At 32.9% G+C, this 19,076-nt stretch carries 13 protein-coding genes; 7 read left to right on the forward strand and 6 right to left on the reverse strand.

Features of this window, described 5'->3' with window-relative positions; translation table 11 throughout:
* From DK442_RS24250 to DK442_RS24270, 5 genes are all read right to left on the reverse strand, one after another.
* A partial coding sequence (locus DK442_RS24250; RefSeq protein ID WP_200825169.1) for a hypothetical protein occupies positions 1-2,175 on the reverse strand: 2,175 nt, incomplete at its 3' end.
* Between the two features lie 148 nt (positions 2,176-2,323).
* A complete protein-coding gene (locus DK442_RS24255) occupies positions 2,324-4,582 on the reverse strand; it encodes an OmpA family protein (RefSeq protein WP_109438509.1) in 2,259 nt (752 codons plus the stop codon).
* Between the two features lie 16 nt (positions 4,583-4,598).
* Positions 4,599-5,552 (reverse strand): type IX secretion system membrane protein PorP/SprF, encoded by a 954-nt coding sequence (locus DK442_RS24260; RefSeq protein WP_109438510.1) that lies wholly within the window; start codon positions 5,550-5,552, stop codon positions 4,599-4,601.
* A gap of 59 nt (positions 5,553-5,611) precedes the next feature.
* A complete protein-coding gene (locus tag DK442_RS24265) occupies positions 5,612-11,284 on the reverse strand; it encodes a BspA family leucine-rich repeat surface protein (RefSeq protein WP_109438511.1) in 5,673 nt (1,890 codons plus the stop codon).
* A gap of 111 nt (positions 11,285-11,395) precedes the next feature.
* Positions 11,396-11,635 carry a hypothetical protein gene (locus DK442_RS24270; RefSeq protein ID WP_109438512.1) on the reverse strand — a complete coding sequence of 80 codons (240 nt, stop codon included), beginning with the start codon at positions 11,633-11,635 and terminating at the stop codon, positions 11,396-11,398.
* Positions 11,636-12,206: 571 nt separating this feature from the next.
* Between DK442_RS24270 and DK442_RS28375 the strand changes: the two genes are divergently transcribed.
* On the forward strand, positions 12,207-12,362 hold the full coding sequence (locus DK442_RS28375; RefSeq protein WP_160114336.1) for a hypothetical protein: 156 nt from the start codon (positions 12,207-12,209) through the stop codon (positions 12,360-12,362).
* Between the two features lie 71 nt (positions 12,363-12,433).
* Here the strand turns inward: DK442_RS28375 and DK442_RS24275 are convergent, their stop codons facing one another.
* Positions 12,434-13,669: an NAD(P)/FAD-dependent oxidoreductase gene (locus tag DK442_RS24275; protein ID WP_109438513.1), complete on the reverse strand. Its 1,236-nt coding sequence runs from the start codon at positions 13,667-13,669 to the stop codon at positions 12,434-12,436.
* Between the two features lie 118 nt (positions 13,670-13,787).
* Here DK442_RS24275 and hutH point away from each other — a divergent pair, with 118 nt between their 5' ends.
* From hutH to DK442_RS24305, 6 genes are all read left to right on the forward strand, one after another.
* Complete coding sequence (hutH, locus tag DK442_RS24280; RefSeq protein ID WP_109438514.1) at positions 13,788-15,314, forward strand: histidine ammonia-lyase; 1,527 nt, start codon at positions 13,788-13,790, stop codon at positions 15,312-15,314.
* A 90-nt stretch (positions 15,315-15,404) separates the two neighbouring features.
* Positions 15,405-16,148: a 3-oxoacyl-ACP reductase FabG gene (gene fabG / locus DK442_RS24285; RefSeq protein ID WP_109438515.1), complete on the forward strand. Its 744-nt coding sequence runs from the start codon at positions 15,405-15,407 to the stop codon at positions 16,146-16,148.
* Between the two features lie 20 nt (positions 16,149-16,168).
* Positions 16,169-17,062, forward strand: coding sequence for a lysophospholipid acyltransferase family protein (locus tag DK442_RS24290; protein ID WP_109438516.1), 894 nt, complete (start codon positions 16,169-16,171; stop codon positions 17,060-17,062).
* Positions 17,049-17,504 (forward strand): hypothetical protein, encoded by a 456-nt coding sequence (locus DK442_RS24295; protein WP_109438517.1) that lies wholly within the window; start codon positions 17,049-17,051, stop codon positions 17,502-17,504. Before DK442_RS24290 ends, DK442_RS24295 begins: the two co-directional genes overlap by 14 nt.
* Complete coding sequence (locus tag DK442_RS24300; protein WP_109438518.1) at positions 17,501-17,935, forward strand: thioesterase family protein; 435 nt, start codon at positions 17,501-17,503, stop codon at positions 17,933-17,935. Before DK442_RS24295 ends, DK442_RS24300 begins: the two co-directional genes overlap by 4 nt.
* Positions 17,928-19,073 (forward strand): beta-ketoacyl synthase, encoded by a 1,146-nt coding sequence (locus DK442_RS24305; RefSeq protein ID WP_109438519.1) that lies wholly within the window; start codon positions 17,928-17,930, stop codon positions 19,071-19,073. Before DK442_RS24300 ends, DK442_RS24305 begins: the two co-directional genes overlap by 8 nt.
* The last annotated feature ends 3 nt before the right edge of the window (positions 19,074-19,076 follow it).

Below are 19,076 nucleotides of genomic sequence, written 5' to 3' on the forward strand. Positions count from 1 at the left end.
AGCAGTAGTTCTTGATTTGACTATAATTTGTAGACTATTTCCACTGAGTGAGCCTATTGATACAGTAGTTCCTGAACTGCTATTGTTATTTATGGCTCCTGAATTTTTACTAAAACGAACCTCTTGCCCTTCATTTATTTTATAATAAAGATCAATAAAGTCAAGATTTTCTCCAGTGTCTTCCATATCCCCTGTACTATACAATAGAACAGAGATGTTCACATCATTTTTTCCTTTAATATCGATTGATTCAGAGGTCCATATTCCTTTTTTATCTTTCCCTGTATTATTAACTTTAAATCGATTATCTTTTACATGAAAACCTCCTGAGCTTGGATTTTGAGTAGTCCAGGCTGTTGATCCAGAATCTGATGTTGTTCCTGTACTTAGGTTAAATTTTTCAAACCAAATATTAGTTTCGGTACCACCAGTAGAAGCTACATTTACCGATAAAGATGAAGTACATCCATTATTAGGGTTTGTTACTGTTAAGGAGTAATTTCCTGTTTGGCTTACAGTAGGGTTTTGTAATGATGAGCTGAAGTTATTAGGTCCAGTCCAGAGATAAGTAACATTTGGAGTTGTAGAATTACCTCTTAATGTTGCAGACCCAGATGAACAACTTAGTGTACCATCAACAGAAGCGGATACATTAGGTACCGTAATATCCTGTGTTACAGTAACCATTGCGTTAGCTGTATTACCACAACCATTATTTGGAGTTACTTCTAGTGTATAATCTCCAGGTTCGCTTACATTTATATTTTTTGTATTTGCTGTAAAGTTATTAGGTCCTGTCCAGGTATAATTAACATGATTATCAGAAGATCCACCAGTTATGATTACCGAATTATTGATACAAGAAAGTTCTCCGTCTACAAAAGCGGTTGCATCAACAGTGCTTATGCCAACTACTTTTACATTGTCAAAATAATAGAACTCACTAGAATGAGTGGTTCTCGATTTGACTATAATTTGTAAACTACTTCCATTAAGAGAACCTATAGAAACCTCCTTGCCAGAAGTACTATTACCATTTATAGATCCTGAATTTTTACTAAATCGAATCTTTTGACCATCATCTAACTTATAATATATATCTATAAAATCAAGACCATCTCCATTGGTTTCCATATCACCTGTACTATATAAATTAAGGGATATTTTTACATTGGTTTTATCAGAAATATCGATTGATTCAGAGGTCCATATTCCTTTATTGTCTTTTCCTGTATTATTAACTTTAAATCGATTATCCTTTACATGAAAACCTCCTGAGCTTGTATTTTGAGTAGTCCAGGCAGTGGATCCAGAATCTGATGTTGTGCCAGTACTTAGGTTAAATTCTTCTAGCCAAATTATTTCTGAAATACCTTTATTCTCTGTTATTAAAATAGAAGCTGAAGTTGATCCTGAAGAGTCTGTTACTTTAACAGTATAAGTGCCAGGAATAGAGATTACCGGATTTTGTAATGATGAACTAAAGTTATTAGGACCGGTCCAAGAATATGTAGGATTACTAACATTAGAATTAGCAGATAAAGTAAGTGAAGGATTTGTACAAGTCAGAATACCTCCATTAGTAGCCGTAGCCGATACTGAAATTGATGAATTACAAGGTCCATCTTCTTTAAAAACTGCATATTTTTCAATATGATACTTTGAAGTCTGAGAACCTCCATTATCATAATTGTATAATTTGACAATAATTTGAACGGTGGAGCCATTTAAAAAAGGGGAAATAAAATCGATTGTTCCAAAATTACCAGTGCGTTGAGCAAATAATACCTCGGGACCACCATCTATTTTATAGTACATCCTTACATATTCACTACTATTCATATCTCCTTCAGAATGAATTTTAACAGATACCTGAAAATCAGAGTAGCCTTCAGCTGAAAAAACCTCTGAATACCAAATCCCTTCTCCACCTAGGTGTTCGGCATGTATTCGATTGGACTTTACTGCAAAAAACAATGGATTATTAAGATTACTGGCATCAAGATACCATCCTGTAGCATTTGAATCAGATGTTGTTCCACTACTAAGTCCATGAAAATCTCCATTAAGTATTGGACAATCGGGACTTGCCCTCATTTGAATTGTTAATAGTAGTAAACCTATTGATAAAATATAGGATTTTAATAAAAAAAGAGTTGTGTAAATTGTTTTCATATTTTTTTGATTGGGGATTTAACGAATAGTATAATTAGATGTTGATATCATCTAAAAAATTGAAAGACATTTGATATTTTTAGATTAAAATGAAATCAATTAAATATTTAATTGATTCTGACTCATATATAGTTAGTTTCATTATATATTATTTGACGATAATGAATTCACTTCGCCTATTTTTTTGATGTTGATCTTCTGTACAAGGAACCCCATCTCCACAATCATTAAAAAGCCTTCTTTCTCCATAAGCTCTTCCTCGAATACGACGCCAATTAATGCGTCCCTTTTCTGTAATGTATTTTAGAGTAGCTCTCATTCTTCGTACACTTAAGAGTTTGTTGTACCAATAACTGGATCTACTATCAGCATGTCCATGAATTTCCATTTTCATAGTAGGATAGATATTCATTAACTCTATTACTTTTAATAAGCCTGTTTCTCCTTCTGGTCTTATTTCTTCTGAGTTGAGATTAAAATGGATTGGAGTTGGAACGACCATCATCAGTCTTAGTTTTTCTTCCTTTTTCACATCGTTTTTTGGTACTCCTTTAGCACTTAATCGATACTCAGGAATTCCATTGTCAATAAAATATTGTTTGATCACATCTGCGCGATTTTGTGGGATCTCCATACTGTCAATATCATCATCTAAATATGATTTAATATCGGTATGAACTCTAGGGTAGCGTTTCATAAGAGCTATTAATTCATCTAATTTATTTTTTGATTTAGGTACAATATTTATAGAAGTATTATCAAAATGTATGGGGTCTGCGATCAATTCAAAATTGAATGCATTTTCATATCCAATAGAGTTATCATTTATTCTTTCAAGTTCTAAAGAGTTATCATATATTTTTTCTAGCGTAATTGGTTTTTCATACACTTCGGCAAACTCTTCTTTTTCTATGATATGTTCATAAGGCTTATACCCATTTTTGGTTACCTTAATTGAATATGCATTTTTTAATTCTTCGTTAGAAGAAAAATAGTAATTCCCATTCTCAACTGAAGTTTCTTCTTGAATGATATTATTTTCCTTATCATAAATCGTTATTGTTGCATCATTAATGGCTTCATAAGTACTATTGTCTGTAATAGCACCTAATATAGTCGTCAGGAAAAAACTTTTTAAGGGTATTATTTGATGAAAACTATAAATATCATCACCTCCTTTTCCTTCATCTCTATTGGATGAGAAGTATCCTTTTTCTGTTTCAGTATTAATGATGAAAGCAAAATCGTCTTTAGGAGTATTTATTGGACTACCTACATTTATTATTTCTAATGTTGAAGTAGTTGTTTTTGTTACAAAAATGTCTAAACCTCCTAATCCTGGATGACCATCAGAAGCAAAATATAATTCGTCATACGTTGTAAAAGGAAAAGTTTCTTTTCCTTCAGTATTAATTTCGTTACCTAAATTGATAGGTGTACCAAAACTTCCGTCATCATAAATGGTAACAGAATAGAGATCAGACATACCAAACCCTCCGGGCATATCAGAAGAAAAATATAAAGTTTTTCCGTCTGGACTTATTGATGGGTGGGAGGTAGAATAGGTATTGTCATTAAAAGGTAAATCTTCGGGGAAGGTCCAATTTCCTTCAGGATCTTTGGTAGATCGATATATTTTTAATCCAATGACCTCCCTTTTATCATCGCTATCATAGTTTCGAGTGAAGTATATAGTATTCCCATCATTCGTAAATACTGGTGTAGATTCATGAAATTTGGTACTTAATTCTTTTGAGAATTTTTGTGGATCAGATAAGGTATTTGTCTCAGAATCGTATTTTGCCTGGTATAATTCCAGGAATGATTCTTCTGTCCATTTATGTATTCTCTTATTAAAAAGTAAGGTATCTCTTGATGAACTAAATACAATATAATCCTTATAGAATGCTGCTCCAAAATCAGTAAAGTTAGAATTGATAGTTGCATTTTCTATATCATACCTTCCGGATTGATATGTTATTCGTTTAAGATAATCTCTTTTTTTATTAAATAGATTAGCACGTTGATCATCATTTTTTACCATGAGGAGGCGATCCATATAAATGTCAGATGCACTATAGTTTTTTAAGGATTTTAGACATTGGGCATACCTGAATAGGTATTCTGGTTCTATTTGGTCAGGATAAGATTCTATAAATTCTTTATACCATTGTTCTGCGTTTTCTGGTTGTCCATTAAGATAATAACTATCTCCCAGGTTTTTTAAAGTTTCAGCGTTTCGATATTTTCGTTCTATTACTTTTAGGTATGCTTCCTGAGCGCTAACGTATTTATGTTGATCAAACATTTTGTTAGCAATATTTAATATTCTTTGTTGCGCTAGACCAGACCATCCCGAAAGAGATGTAATAAAAATAATAAGAGATGTGTATACTATTTTTTTCATCTATTCATTGAATTAGTTAAAAGAATCTCGGAGTTAAAAATTCATGATGAATATTTTTTAACTCAAATCGCAGTATTGCTTCATACGTTCCATTGTTGAAACGTGTTTGCCCTAGGTCAGTAACTTCGCGATCATATGCAAATCCAATCATTACCCGTTCTGAAATTTGAAAACCTGCAACAGCACTAAATGCTTTACTCCATCGATAAGAGGTTCCTACAGTAAACTTTTCATTAAACATAACATTAACAGATAGGTCAAGTTGTATAGGGCTTCCTACAGTATATTTTGTTAGCAGTGCAGGTTTAAACTTTATGAATGGTATTAATTCAAAAACATGACCAGTTATTAGATAGTAATTGATACGTTCTCTTGCAAAAACGCTTGCTTGTGTATTAATACTTGATAATGTTTTTTTGTTAAAATGTTTGGTTTCTAGTAGGTTAGGTACGCTAATTCCTGCATAGAATCGATTTGTGCGATAATATAAACCTAATCCTACATTAGGGCTGAATTTATTATCGATATCATTTTCGAGTAAAGGATCGTCAGTATTAAATCTCCTTAGTGTAGATAGATCTACATTTAATAAGGTACCTCCTGCATTTAATCCAAAACTTAATTTTCCGATATCAGATACAGAAATAGTATACGAAGCACTGGCATTAAAATTAGTTTCATTAGCCGCTCCAATAGCGTCATTTATTATAGATAATCCTATACCTAATTTTTTTCTTTCGTTTATTGGGCTATTTATTGTAAGTGTTTGGGTGTTAGGAGCGCCATCAAGTCCCAGCCATTGACTACGGTATAATCCCATAACACTTAATACTCCTCTGCTTCCTGCATAAGCAGGATTGAAGCTAACAGTGTTATACATGTATTGTGTATACTGGCTATCCTGTTGTCCATAATTTGAAAAAGGAATAAAACAAGTGATTATAAATGTAAAGAGTAATAATTTTTTCATAGGCAAGTCATTGTGTGGCCGAGGTTAGGGGAAAATAAAATACAAGTCCCTTTTATTTTTTAGTTGATATGTAGATATCCTGATTTAAAGGTTGCTGTTCCAATTGAGTTTTGGTATTGTAAGGTGAAAAAATAGGCTCCTGTTGGTAAGGCTTTCTTTTTGCCTTTGGCAATTCCTTTAAATAGGGGAGTGCCTTTTTGTTCGTAGCCCTCTGCTTCAAATACTTTAGCCCCCCAACGATTATAGATAATAATATTGTTATTTGGGTATTTTACTAATCCAGAAATTCTTAATTCATCATTCAATCCATCTCCATTTGGAGTAATGACTTCATAGATTGTCAATTCATCCTCATTTTGCAATTCGGTAATTGTAGGGTCTTCACCATCACCATCATCATCATCATCACTATTGGTGTCATCGTTTGGGTCATCAGAAAAGTCAATAATTTCTACATTCATAGGGTCTATACCCGTAACAAAAGCTTGATTCGTTACACTGCTTGTTAGAATGTCATTTTCGGTTAAATCATATATAGCTGTAAATGTAGAGTCATCTATTTCGCCTGGAGCAAGATCAATTGATTCCCCACTAAGCACAATACCAGGTAGAGGATCCGTGATCATAATGTTTGTAATTATTTCACTACCGTTATTTTCAATAACGAATGTATAAACTATTTGATCTCCTGTATTGAGTACACCGTCATTATTAGTATCTTCATATACACCGGTTTTGGATAGCGCTAAATTGGGGTTTGGGGGTACATCATCATCGGTTATAATTGCTGTAGCAGAATTGTTTATTGTGTTTATATTTCCGATACTTGGAAGCGATATTGTCGCGATGATAGTTTCCTGTGGTTCTATTTCGACATCATTAACTACAGGAATGGTTATTATGGTATCTGTATCTCCGTTTGCAATCGAGAATGTAATTACATCGGTATAATCAATCCCGTTAGTTGCAGTTCCTGTTAATACTATTGTTCCTGTAATAGTTGTTCCCGTAGCATTTGTAACTCCATTATCTAAGCTTACAGTAAAAGCTGCATTTGAAGTTCCTTCGATAGCATTTACAGGCGATCCAATAGAAATAGTGAGAGCAGCGTTATCATCATCAGTTATGGTTGCTGAGGAAGAGTTATTTACTGTATTTATGTTTCCAATACTTGGAGACGATATCGTAGCAATAATGGTTTCTTGTGGTTCTGCTTCTGTATCATTGGTTACAGGAATAGTTACAATAACATTAGTATCTCCATCGGCAATAGAAAATGAAGCAATATTGGTATAATCTATTCCATTGGTTGCAGTTCCCGTTAGTAGTAACATTCCGGTGATAGGTGCTCCCGTAGTATTCGTAACCCCACCATCTAGACTTACCGTAAAAGTTACATCTGACGTTCCTTCAACAGCATTTGTAGGTGCTCCTATAGAAATAGTGAGTGCGGCACTATCATCATCGGTTATAGTTGCAGTATCCGAAGTATTAGAGGGATTTATATTTCCAATGCTTGGAGTTGATATTGTGGCAATGATGGTTTCCTGTAATTCTACATTACTGTCATCGATTACAGGGATGGTTATGACGACACTATTATTTCCAGCAGCAATAGAGAATGTAGTTACATTGGTATAATCGATTCCATTGGTAGCTGTTCCTGTTAATGCCATTGTTCCGGTAATAGCAGAACCAGAGGTGTTGTTTATTCCTCCATCAATGCTTACAGTAAATGTAGCATCTGTGCTTCCTTCAACTGCATCTGCTGTTTTGGTAATAGAATAGGTGAGCGCTGTAGCATCATCATCTGTTATAGTAGCAGTATCTGTATTATTTGTAGTGTTTATACTTCCAATATTTGGCGCTGATATGGTAGCAATAATGGTTTCTAGTGATTCTATGTCGGTATCATTGGTTACAGGAATAGTTACTATAACATTGGTATCTCCTTCTCGAATAGAAAATGTTGCTACATTGGTATAGTCTGTTCCATTCGTTGCGGTTCCTGTAAGCGTTAATGTTCCAGTAATAACCGCTCCTGTAGTGTTTGTTATTCCTCCGTCAATACTTACTGTAAATGTTGCATCAGAAGTTCCTTCAATCGCATCAGTTGTTTTGATAATAGAATAGGTGAGTGCTGCCCCATCATCATCTGTTATAGTTGCCGTATCAGCATTATTTGTCGTATTTATGCTCCCAATACTTGGAGTTGATATGGTAGCAATAATAGTTTCTTGTGGTTCTACCTCGGTATCATTAGTTACAGGAATAGTCACTAAAACATTATCATCTCCTTCTGAAATAGAAAATGTTGTTACATTGGTATAATCTATCCCGTTGGTTGCAGTTCCGGTAAGCGTTAATACTCCGGTAATGGCTGCTCCAGTAGTGTTTACTATCCCTCCATCAATGCTTACAGTAAACGTGGCATCAGAAGTTCCTTCAATCGCATCGGTTGTTTTGGTAATAGAATAGGAAAGTGCTGCCCCATCATCATCTGCTATAGTGGCGGTATCAGCATTATTTGTAGTATTTATACTCCCAATACTTGGTACTGATATGGTAGCAATAATAGTTTCTAGTGGTTCTACTTCTGTATCATTGGTTACTGGAATAGTCACGACAGTATTGGTATCTCCATCAGCAATTGAGAACGTTGTTACATCAGTATAATCTGTTCCATTAGTTGCAGTCCCAGTAAGTGTAAGTGTTCCTGTAATAGCTGATCCAGTCTTATTTGTTACTCCACCATCTAAGCTGATTGTGAAAGCCGCATTAGAAGTTCCTTCAACAGCATTTACTGCAGAACCAATAGAAATAGCAAGTGCTGTACTATCATCATCTGTTATGGTTGCGGTATCAGAGTTATTGGTGGTATTTATGCTACCAGTACTTGGTGCCGATATGGTAGCAATGATAGTTTCTTGAAGTTCTACTTCGGTGTCATCAATGACCGGAATAGTTACAACTACATTAGTATCTCCGTCTGGAATAGAAAATGTCGTTACATTGGTATAATCTGTTCCATTGGTTGCAGTCCCTGTTAGTGTTAGTATTCCTGTAATGGCTGCCCCGGTTGTGTTGGTTATTCCTCCGTCAATGCTCACAGTAAATGTAGCATTCGAAGTCCCTTCGACTGCATCTGTTGTTTTAGTAATAGAATAGACAAGTATTGATGAACATCCTAGCATATCGCCAGTTATAGCCCATAAATTATCATTTATTAATTTCTTTCGAGCATCTCCTCCTAAACAATATGTTAATCCATCAGCTCCCAAAGGGACTCTTGATAGTGTAGTTTGACTTGCCCAGCCTATGAGGGTAGCATCATAGTTCTGTATGGATAAAGCAGAATTAGATAAGGCATCTGTCATAAATGCTATTTTACTGATATCCCAATTTCCAAGATTCTGATTGAATGCGGTAGCGCTATTAAACATATTAGAGATATTCATAACAGCACTAGTATTCCATCCTCCAATATCCTGATTGAATGTTATAGCATTATTAAACATAGAACTCATATCTGTCACCGTACTAGTATCCCAACTACTAATATTTTGATTGAATGCTGTGGCATTATTAAACATAAATTTCATGTCATCTACTTTACTCGTATTCCAGTTAACACCTGAAGTCTCTATGTTTTGATTGAAAGCAATTGCATCACTAAACATATAATCCATCTTTATGACACTACTAGTATCCCAATTACTTATATCTTGATTAAATACAGTGGCATTGTTAAACATTGCAGTCATATTTTCGACTAAACTGGTATTCCAGGTACTGATATTTCCATTAAATGCAATTGCGCCATTAAACGCATTTTGCATCTCTGTAATAGTAGATACATTCCAGTTAGAGAGATCAGCATTTACTGTAGATGCCTGTCGAAATAAATTATTAAATGAAGTAACATTGGATAAATCTGGAGCATTAATGTCATTTATTTGAAAATTGACAGCGTCCCTGAAATTAAGTTTTGAAACTGCTAAATCTCCCCATTGTTCTACAGATAAGATATTGGTCGTGTTTACAGGAACCGCTTCAAAATCAAAACTTCCAAATAATCCATCAATTCTTACTGTATGTACACCTGGTGTCGTATAGGTGTGTGTTTTATTGGGAGTAGTAACATTAGTTTCAATAGGTGTTCCGTCTCCCCAGTCAATAGAAAAATCATATTGTAGCAATCCACCATTGTTGTCATTTGGTAGTGTTATAGTTTCATTTAAAGCAGTAGTAGACCAGGTGGTGATAAACAATGAAGAACAGTTTAACCCCGCATCATTGATCGTCCATGAATTTGGAGCGTTGGTTAATACATTGTGCGCAGCATCGCTCAAACAGTATGTCAATCTATCTGCACCCAAAGTAAGTCCGGACTGTACAGTTTGACTTGCCCACCCTATTAATGTTGCATCATAATTAAGGGTTGATAGACCAGAGTTGGATAATGTATTAAACAGTGAAGCCACATTACTGATATTCCAATCTCCAATATTTTGATTGAATGCTGTAGCACTATTAAACATAAATGACATACTCAAGACACTGCTAGTATCCCATCCACTAATATCTTGATTAAATGCTCTGGCATTGGCAAACATAAATGACATAGTTCTTACCTTACTGGTAATCCAACCTCCAATATCCTGATTAAATGAATCTGCACCAGCAAACATACTACTCATGGTTGTTACTTCACTAGTAACCCAATTCCCAATATCCTGATTAAATGCGTCTGCACTGGCAAACATAAAATTCATGTTCAGAACTTTACTGGTATCCCAACCGCTAATATCTCCGTTAAATGCTGTAGCACTATTAAACATAAAGTTCATGTCGGTTACTTTACTGGTAATCCAACCTCCGATTTCCTGATTGAATGCAGTGGCACCATTAAACATACCAGTCATATTAATCACTTCATTTGTAACCCAACCCCCGATATCCTGGTTGAATGCTATAGCATTAAAGAACATGGTAGATGTATTCGTTACTTTAGCGATATTCCAACCTCCAATATTCTGATTAAATACTAAAGCACCAGAGAACATATCGATCATACTTGTCACTTCTCCAGTATTCCAGGTAGTGATATCGCCATTAAATGATGTTGCATCACGAAAGGTTTCATTCATACTAGTAATCCCAGATACATCCCAGTTAGAAAGATTTGCATTTACTGTAGATGCACCGTTAAATAGATCATCAAAAGAAGTGATCTTAGATAAATCTGGAGCATTAGTATCATTTATTTGAAACCTCGAAGCACCACTGAAACTAAGTTTTGATACGGACAAACTTCCCCACTGATCAACCGATAATAAATTATTTGCACTTGTACTTGTGGGAGTACCTGTAAAGTCAAATTCTTCGAACAGTCCATTTATCCGAACCGTATAAGTGCCGGGAGTAACATACGTATGTTGTTTACCTGGGGTAGTAACATTGTTTTCGATTACCCCATCTCCCCAGTCAATGGTAAAGTTATACCCAGAAGCGACTCCACTATTTGGTAGTGTTATAGTTTCATTTGCAGCAGTAGTTTCCCAAGTAGTGATGAAATCTTGAGCATTAATTGATAAACCAATTAAGAAAAAAAGGTAGACAACTATTTTGGATTTTATTTCTATACTAGATAGAATTCTTACATTATAAATTGTGTGAGAACCTTTATAATAATCCTTAAATTTTATGATTTTTAGGAGTAATGTTTTCATCACATATTGATAATTTAATTGGGGTTTATTAAAATAAAAATATATCCTAAGTGGATAAATTACTGGTATCGAAGAATGTCATGTTACAACTACCGTGGAGTATTTAATATTTTAATATTCAGGTTTTGTGTGTTTAAAAAAAGACAATGCATTTTCAGCACGAGTAATTAATGAATGATGTTCTAAAGAAAAATGTATAGCTACAATAACTATAGAACTCATAAGAAAGAAAGAATACATTAATTGTACTGAGCACAAAGCATTTGAAATAACTTCATGATTGGGTAGAGAAGAAAATGAAAATGTTATAAAACATTGAACTACAAATAAAATAGGGGTAATTTTATGCATATTAACTTTTTTTAAGTTCAAGAGAAAAACATGATGGTATTTTCTACTTTAAATCAATACTATTTTTAATTTCTTAAAAGACATTCTGTTAAGTCATTTGAAATTCAAATCAAGAAATAAATAAGAAGCTAATTATTGATAGATTTTCTAAATTTTGCGATTTTGTTATTTATTTCTCAATTCTCAAATCTTTAACTCTATAGAAACAAATGTAGAAGGATAAGCAATGTTTTAAGGATAAATACGGTATACAAAAGGTTACTCTTGATGAACAAAAGGTCTTAAAAAGGAAACAAAAGGTATACAAATCTGTTAATACATGTATAAAATAGCCAATAGATCAATTAAATGGCATCAGAATTGACTGAAGGAATAGTATTAGTAAAAACGTTAAAAAGACAGTATTAGTATATAGGTAGAACAAATTTATATTTCATTTTTAATTATATATGTATAATAGTTATTTAAGAAAAATTAAAACTAGAAATATAAGTATTGTCGCATCTTGTAATTAATATCTAATTACCCCACGAAAACTTTGTCCTTGTTTCTGTTATTGTCTATATTACATATGATTAATTTAATTATTATTATGAACAAGGATGCTATTTTCAAAAAAGAAACCTTTCAGGAAATTTCTAAAAAACAGATGAGAATAATACAGGGAGGTAGTTATGAAGCATGGCCAGCTAAATGGTATGTGCCATCCGATGAAAATGATGGTTAGATACATTTTACCTTATCTATTGCGATAGCAAATCCTATTTTAAAAAGAAACTTTTTTGATATTTAGACTTCTTAACTATTTTCAAGTCTAATAACATGTGCAACAGTGCCAATAAGTCTGTCATGATTTTTTACAAAAGGGTTAGTTTTATCCCAGACATAACCAGCTAATACAGCGCAGATTTGCTTTTTAATTTCAGGATTGTTAGTACCTTCAAAAAAGACTGTTTGCAAGTTTCCTGTGTACCATTCTTTAACATAACTGCTAAAAACAGTTGTACCTTCTACAATATAATCTGCATATTTTTTCTGCCAATCTACAGCTTCATTATTAAGCTCTTTTACTATGAGTTTTGCTGCAAGCAATCCAGATTCTGTAGCAAATGTCACTCCAGATGAAAACACAGGATCCAAAAACTCTGCACTATTTCCTGTAAGTGCAAAGCCTTTGCCAAATAATTTCTTTACAGATTTTGAATAATTTTTAATAATAATGGGTTCAAATAGAAAATCGACATCTTTAAATCTTTCGTGATAGTATTTAGAAAGTTTCAACATACTTTGTAATTTTTTAGTTGCATTACCTTCAAAGTTGTCTAATACTTCATTTTTACACACATAACCAATACTCGTTTTTCCGTTTGAAAATGGAATAACCCATAACCAACAATCCTTATCGATAACGTCAAAAGTAATTAAAGTTCCTTCTCTCCCTTCTGGTCTGTGAATATCTTCTACATGGGTAAATATAGAGGAATGCTTGGGTATCTTTGAAGGCTTATCTAAATCTAAAAGTCGTGGCAAAACACGACCAAAACCGCTAGAATCAATTATATATTTAGCTTTAATGACGTATTGCTCTTTTGTTTTTGTTTTTACGGTGGTTTTAGATATCCCATTTTTTTCAAACTCGACATCAACAACTTCATGTCCAAATGCAATATCGACTCCTTTCTCTTTAAGCTTGTCGGTTAATAACAAATCAAAATCGGCTCTTGGGACTTGCCAGGTCCAATTATAACCTTCTGTATGTTTTTTACTGAAATCAAATTCACAAAAAGTATCTTCTCTTATAAATCGAGCACCACTTTTTATTTCAAACCCATACTCTTTAATCGTATCTAATAATCCTACTTCTTCAAAATGGTCCATACACCTGGGTAAAAGGCTTTCACCAATTACAAAGCGCGGAAATTCGCTTTTTTCTATAACTTTAATATTGGCTTCTTTTTTATGTAAATAAGCAGCGGCCACGCATCCAGAAGGTCCCGCACCTATGATTAAAACATCAATTTCTATATCTTGCATGTACTAATGGATATAACCAATTAATTATTATATTTTTGTGAATTAGAATATTTACCATCCAATTTTAGGAAGTAAACATAACACTATTATAATAAAAACTACTGAGATTTAATCCTATATGATCACAATTAAGGGAGCATTAGACCTAAATACATTTTATAAAATAATCTTTGAAAATGAATCTGTCGCAATCGATAATCAAATAAAAGCTAATGTTAACGCTAGTTTTGAATTCTTAAAAGAATTTTCTGCAAATAAAGTAATATATGGTGTGAATACTGGTTTTGGTCCAATGGCACAGTATAAAATAAAAGATGAAGAACGCATTAATTTACAATATAACCTTATAAGAAGTCATGCGTCTGGTTCTGGAAATCTAATTCCGCAAAAATATGTAAGAGCAACCATGTTAGCACGCCTTAATACTTTGTCTTTGGGAAGATCAGGTGTTCATAGTTCTGTAATTAACTTAATGACTACGTTAATTAATAAAAATATTACACCAGTAATATATGAGCATGGTGGTGTTGGTGCAAGTGGAGATTTGGTACAATTAGCACACTTAGCTTTAACACTTATAGGTGAAGGTGAAGTTATCTATAAAGGAGAACGTGAGCTGACTAAAACTGTATTTGAAAGAGAAAATTTAAAACCAATTTCTGTAGAAATCAGAGAAGGAATAGCGTTAATGAATGGTACATCTGTAATGACTGGAATTGGTGTGGTCAATACTATTTATACCAGGAGATTACTTAATTGGATGGTTTCTATTTCGGCTTCAATAAATGAAATTGTAAAAGCATATGATGATCATTTATCATTAGAACTCAATCAATCTAAAAAACATATTGGTCAGCGAGAAATTGCTAAAATGATGCGCCAGCATTTGCAAGATAGTTCGCTAGTGAGAAAACGAGAACATCATCTTTATACAGATACAGATGAAGTCGATGTCTTTGAGGATAAAGTGCAAGAATATTATTCGCTTCGTTGTGTTCCACAAATTTTAGGGCCTGTTTTAGATACATTGAATACGGTTGAAAGAATCCTGTTCGAAGAAATAAATTCTGCCAATGATAATCCTATTATCGATTTAGAAAACAAACATGTCTATCATGGAGGTAATTTTCATGGAGATTATGTGTCCTTAGAAATGGATAAGCTAAAATTAGTAGTGACAAAAATGAGTATGCTTGCTGAGCGACAACTTAATTATTTAGTAAACCCCAAATTAAATGATATTCTGCCGGCTTTTGTAAATTTGGGTACTTTGGGACTTAATTTTGGTATGCAGGGTTCGCAATTTACTGCAACATCTACAACAGCTGAAAATCAAATGTTGTCAAATTCAATGTATGTGCATAGTATTCCTAATAATAATGACAATCAGGATATTGTAAGCATGGGAACCAATGCTGCACTTATTACTAAAAAAGTGATTGAAAATGCTTTTGAAGTTGTAGCTATAGAACTTATTACTATTATACAAGCAATAGAATACTTAGAAGTACAGAACGAAGTATCTTCAAAAACTAGAAAAATGTATGAAGATATTCGAAAAATTGTTCCTAAATTTAAAGAAGACATTATTATGTATCCTTATATTAATGAAGTGAAAAATTATATCATTAATAACGAAGTTTAAATCTATAAGATTTTTAAAAGAGAAAAATGAACTTCTTGAAGAGGCATGATACAAAAATGAGGAACTATTTAGATCGTAGACTTTAATTCAATGAGTGACCAAAAAAAATATGTATTAGTAACTGGTGGCTCTCGTGGTATTGGTAGAGCCATTTGTATACAACTTGCAAAAGACACTGACTATTCTATTTTAATTAATTACCATACCAATGAAGATGCTGCTAATGAAACACTAAACTCAATTAAAGAACTAGGTGGATCTGGTGAAATTATAAAATTTGATGTTTCTGATTTTAATGATGTGAAGCAACAATTAGACGATTGGAACAATACACATGAAAATACTATAATTGAAGTACTTGTCAATAATGCTGGTATCACTAAAGATGGCCTGTTTTTATGGATGCAACCCAACGATTGGAATTCTGTAATACAAACAAATCTCAATAGTTTTTATAACGTGACCAATCATGTATTAAAAGATATGTTGCTAAATAAATACGGTAGAATCATCAATATGGTATCTGTTTCTGGACTTAAAGGAACTGTTGGTCAGACAAACTATGCTGCATCAAAAGGGGCTATTATTGCGGCAACTAAATCATTAGCTCAAGAAATTGCAAAGAAAAATGTTACGGTTAATGCAGTTGCACCTGGATTTATTAAAACCGATATGACGATAGATTTGGATGAAAAAGAATTAAAAAGACTCATTCCGGCTAATCGCTTTGGACACCCAGAAGAAGTTGCACAATTAGTGTCATTTCTTGCATCTAAAAATTCATCTTATATCACAGGTGAAATCATTAATATTAACGGAGGGATTTATTCATAAACTAGACTGAAGAAAGAAAAATGGCTGAAGAGTGGGATGGAAAATCCAGAGGTACAGTTTTTGGGTTTAAAGTGTTTGTATTCTTTATTAAGAATTTTGGCATCAATGCTGCTTATGCTTTAATGCATTTGCCAATTCCTTATTTTTGTTTATTCTCCAGAAAAAATGTAAAAGGTCTTAGTTATTATTTTAGGAAACGACTTGGCTATTCTTGGTTAAAAAGTTCGATTAGTATTTACAAAACCTATTATGTTTTTGGTCAAACACTTATTGATAAAATTGCAATTCCTTCTGGTTTAAGAAAAGGTTACACTTTTCATTTTGATGGAGAAAACTTATTAGAAGAAGCACTATCTAAACAAAAAGGGGGCATTTTGATAAGCGCTCATGTTGGTAATTTTGAATTGGCACAATATTTTTTTAAAGAACGATTGACCGATACATCTATAAGCATTGTCATTACAGATCAAGATCATCAAGACATTAAAGAATATTTGGATCAGTATAGGCAAAGAGATGAAATACACTTTATTATTGTAAAAGACGATTTTTCTCATATTTTTGAAATTAATGCAGCGCTAGCCCAAAATAAAATAATTTGTATCGCAGGTGATCGGTATTTAAAAGATACAAAATGTATAGAAGAAGAACTGCTTGGTAAAACAGCAAGATTTCCAGTAGGACCTTTCTATCTGGGTAGTCGTCTTAATGTACCCGTTTTGTTTGTTTATGTTATGCGCGAACCAAAAAAACACTACCATTTATATGCAAGACACGTTGATGTTAAAGCTAGGGATGCGCAAGATTTATTAAGGAAGTTTACTCAAAACCTAGAATATATGGTGAGGAAATATCCTTTACAATGGTTTAATTTTTACGATTTTTGGCAAGACAAAAAAAATGGAAGAGCATAATCAATTAAAATCACCAATATCAGACTTAAAGCATATAGAAAAGTTATTGCCACATCGCAAACCAATGATTATGGTGGATACTCTGGAATATTTTTCGATAAAAAAAGGAATTTCTCGATTTTCAATTTCTGAAAACAATATATTCGTTAGTAATGGTTTTTTTTCTGAAACAGGCATCTTAGAGCATATGGCGCAAACCGCTGCTTTGTATATGGGCTATAAACAGTCTCTTGATAATATTAAAACCAAAGAAGGATTTATTGGAGCGATTAAATCGAGTCAAATTATAAGTCTTCCAAAACTAAATGATATCTTATCTACTGAAATAGAGGTTGTTTATCAAATTGCCAATATGACTATGGTGAAAATAGAATCTTCGGTAAATGGAAAAATTATTGCTGTATCAGAAATGAGCACACTACTAAAAGATGAGATAGAATGAATGAAAAAGGAGAACTTATAGCACAATATAAGGTAAGAATCAGGTTTAGTGAAACTGATGCTTTAGGTATAGTGTGGCATGGTAACTATTTAAAATATTTTGAAGATGGTCGTGAAGCTTTCGGAAGGAAATTTAATATTTCATATCTTAATGCTAAAGAAAATGGCTACGCAACACCTATTGTGAAAACCGTTACAGAACATAAATTGCCTCTTAAATATGGGGAAATTGCAACTGTGAAAACGTATTATGTAAATACGGCATCAGCAAAACTGATATTTAGATATATTATAACGAATGAGACTGATGAAATTGTGTGTACTGGCGAAACCGTTCAGGTGTTTACCAATTTAAAAGACAACACAATGTCTCTAATTCTTCCAGAGTTTTTCAAAGCTTGGAAAATACAACAAAATTTACTTGATGCGTAAAGTCTATTTATCACATAACTCTATTATATCATCATTAGGTTTTGACAGTGACACTGTTGTTAAAAAGATAAAAGATGAAGTTTCTGGAATTTCTTTAATTAATGATAAAACTCTATTTCATAACCCTTTCTATGGATCTGTAATTAACAAAACTATTTTAAAAAATAAATTTGAAGCCTTAAAAACCGAAGAGAACTATACCGTTTTAGAACAAATGATGTTATTATCATTAAGCAAGGTTATAGAAGCGTCAAATATTACTATTGATGAATCTGTTGGTTTGATTATTTCAACAACAAAAGGGAATATTGATGTACTGGATAAGACTAGCGATTTTCCAAAATCATATGCTTATCTATCACGTTTGGGAAAAGTTTTAAGGAATCACTTTCTATTCAAAACAGAACCTTTAGTAGTTTCAAATGCTTGTGTATCTGGTATATTGTCTATTTCGGTGGCAAAAAGATTGATTCATGAAAATGTATATAAACATGTTTTTCTGGTTAGTGGTGATTTAGTGTCTAAGTTTGTTTTATCAGGTTTCAATTCGTTTCAAGCATTGAGTAATTCTATTTGTAAACCGTATTCAAAAGATAGAACTGGTATTAACATTGGTGAAGCTATTGCAAGTATTTTAATCACATCAGATACAAATTATCTTACTGAAGAAAGTGTTGAAGTATTAGGAGAAGCAACTTGTAATGATGCCAATCACATTTCTGGTCCGTCTCGATCTGGCGAAGGGTTATATCGATGTGTTAGTGCTGCGATGAAAGAAGCAGCTGTAACCTCAAAAGATATAGATTATATATCCGCACATGGTACTGCCACTATATTTAATGACGAGATGGAAGCTGTAGCTTTCAATAGATTAGATTTTCAAAATGTACCTCTGAATAGTTTAAAAGGTTATTTTGGTCACACATTAGGTTCATCTGGATTAGTTGAAACCATTATAGGTATGCATAGCTTAAAACAAAATACTTTATTGTATTCAAAAGGTTTTACGAGCTTAGGTGTTTCAAAACCATTACAAATAATTGAAAAAACAAAACAACAACAATTAGATATTTTCTTAAAAACAGCTTCAGGATTTGGAGGCGCTAATACAGCACTGTTGTTAAAAAGTGTATCATAAAAT

It is taken from the genome of Aquimarina sp. AU119, assembly GCF_900312735.1.
Classification (GTDB): Bacteria; Bacteroidota; Bacteroidia; order Flavobacteriales; family Flavobacteriaceae; genus Aquimarina; species Aquimarina algiphila.

Coding starts and splice junctions, on each gene's coding strand:
- DK442_RS24260 (WP_109438510.1), bottom strand. CDS start 5,552: ATGAAAAAATTATTACTCTTTACATTTATAATCACTTGTTTTATTCCT.
- fabG (WP_109438515.1), top strand. CDS start 15,405: ATGAGTGACCAAAAAAAATATGTATTAGTAACTGGTGGCTCTCGTGGT.
- DK442_RS24255 (WP_109438509.1), bottom strand. CDS start 4,582: ATGAAAAAAATAGTATACACATCTCTTATTATTTTTATTACATCTCTT.
- DK442_RS24270 (WP_109438512.1), bottom strand. CDS start 11,635: ATGCATAAAATTACCCCTATTTTATTTGTAGTTCAATGTTTTATAACA.
- DK442_RS24265 (WP_109438511.1), bottom strand. CDS start 11,284: ATGAAAACATTACTCCTAAAAATCATAAAATTTAAGGATTATTATAAA.
- hutH (WP_109438514.1), top strand. CDS start 13,788: ATGATCACAATTAAGGGAGCATTAGACCTAAATACATTTTATAAAATA.
- DK442_RS24290 (WP_109438516.1), top strand. CDS start 16,169: ATGGCTGAAGAGTGGGATGGAAAATCCAGAGGTACAGTTTTTGGGTTT.
- DK442_RS24305 (WP_109438519.1), top strand. CDS start 17,928: ATGCGTAAAGTCTATTTATCACATAACTCTATTATATCATCATTAGGT.
- DK442_RS28375 (WP_160114336.1), top strand. CDS start 12,207: ATGATTAATTTAATTATTATTATGAACAAGGATGCTATTTTCAAAAAA.
- DK442_RS24275 (WP_109438513.1), bottom strand. CDS start 13,669: ATGCAAGATATAGAAATTGATGTTTTAATCATAGGTGCGGGACCTTCT.
- DK442_RS24295 (WP_109438517.1), top strand. CDS start 17,049: ATGGAAGAGCATAATCAATTAAAATCACCAATATCAGACTTAAAGCAT.
- DK442_RS24300 (WP_109438518.1), top strand. CDS start 17,501: ATGAATGAAAAAGGAGAACTTATAGCACAATATAAGGTAAGAATCAGG.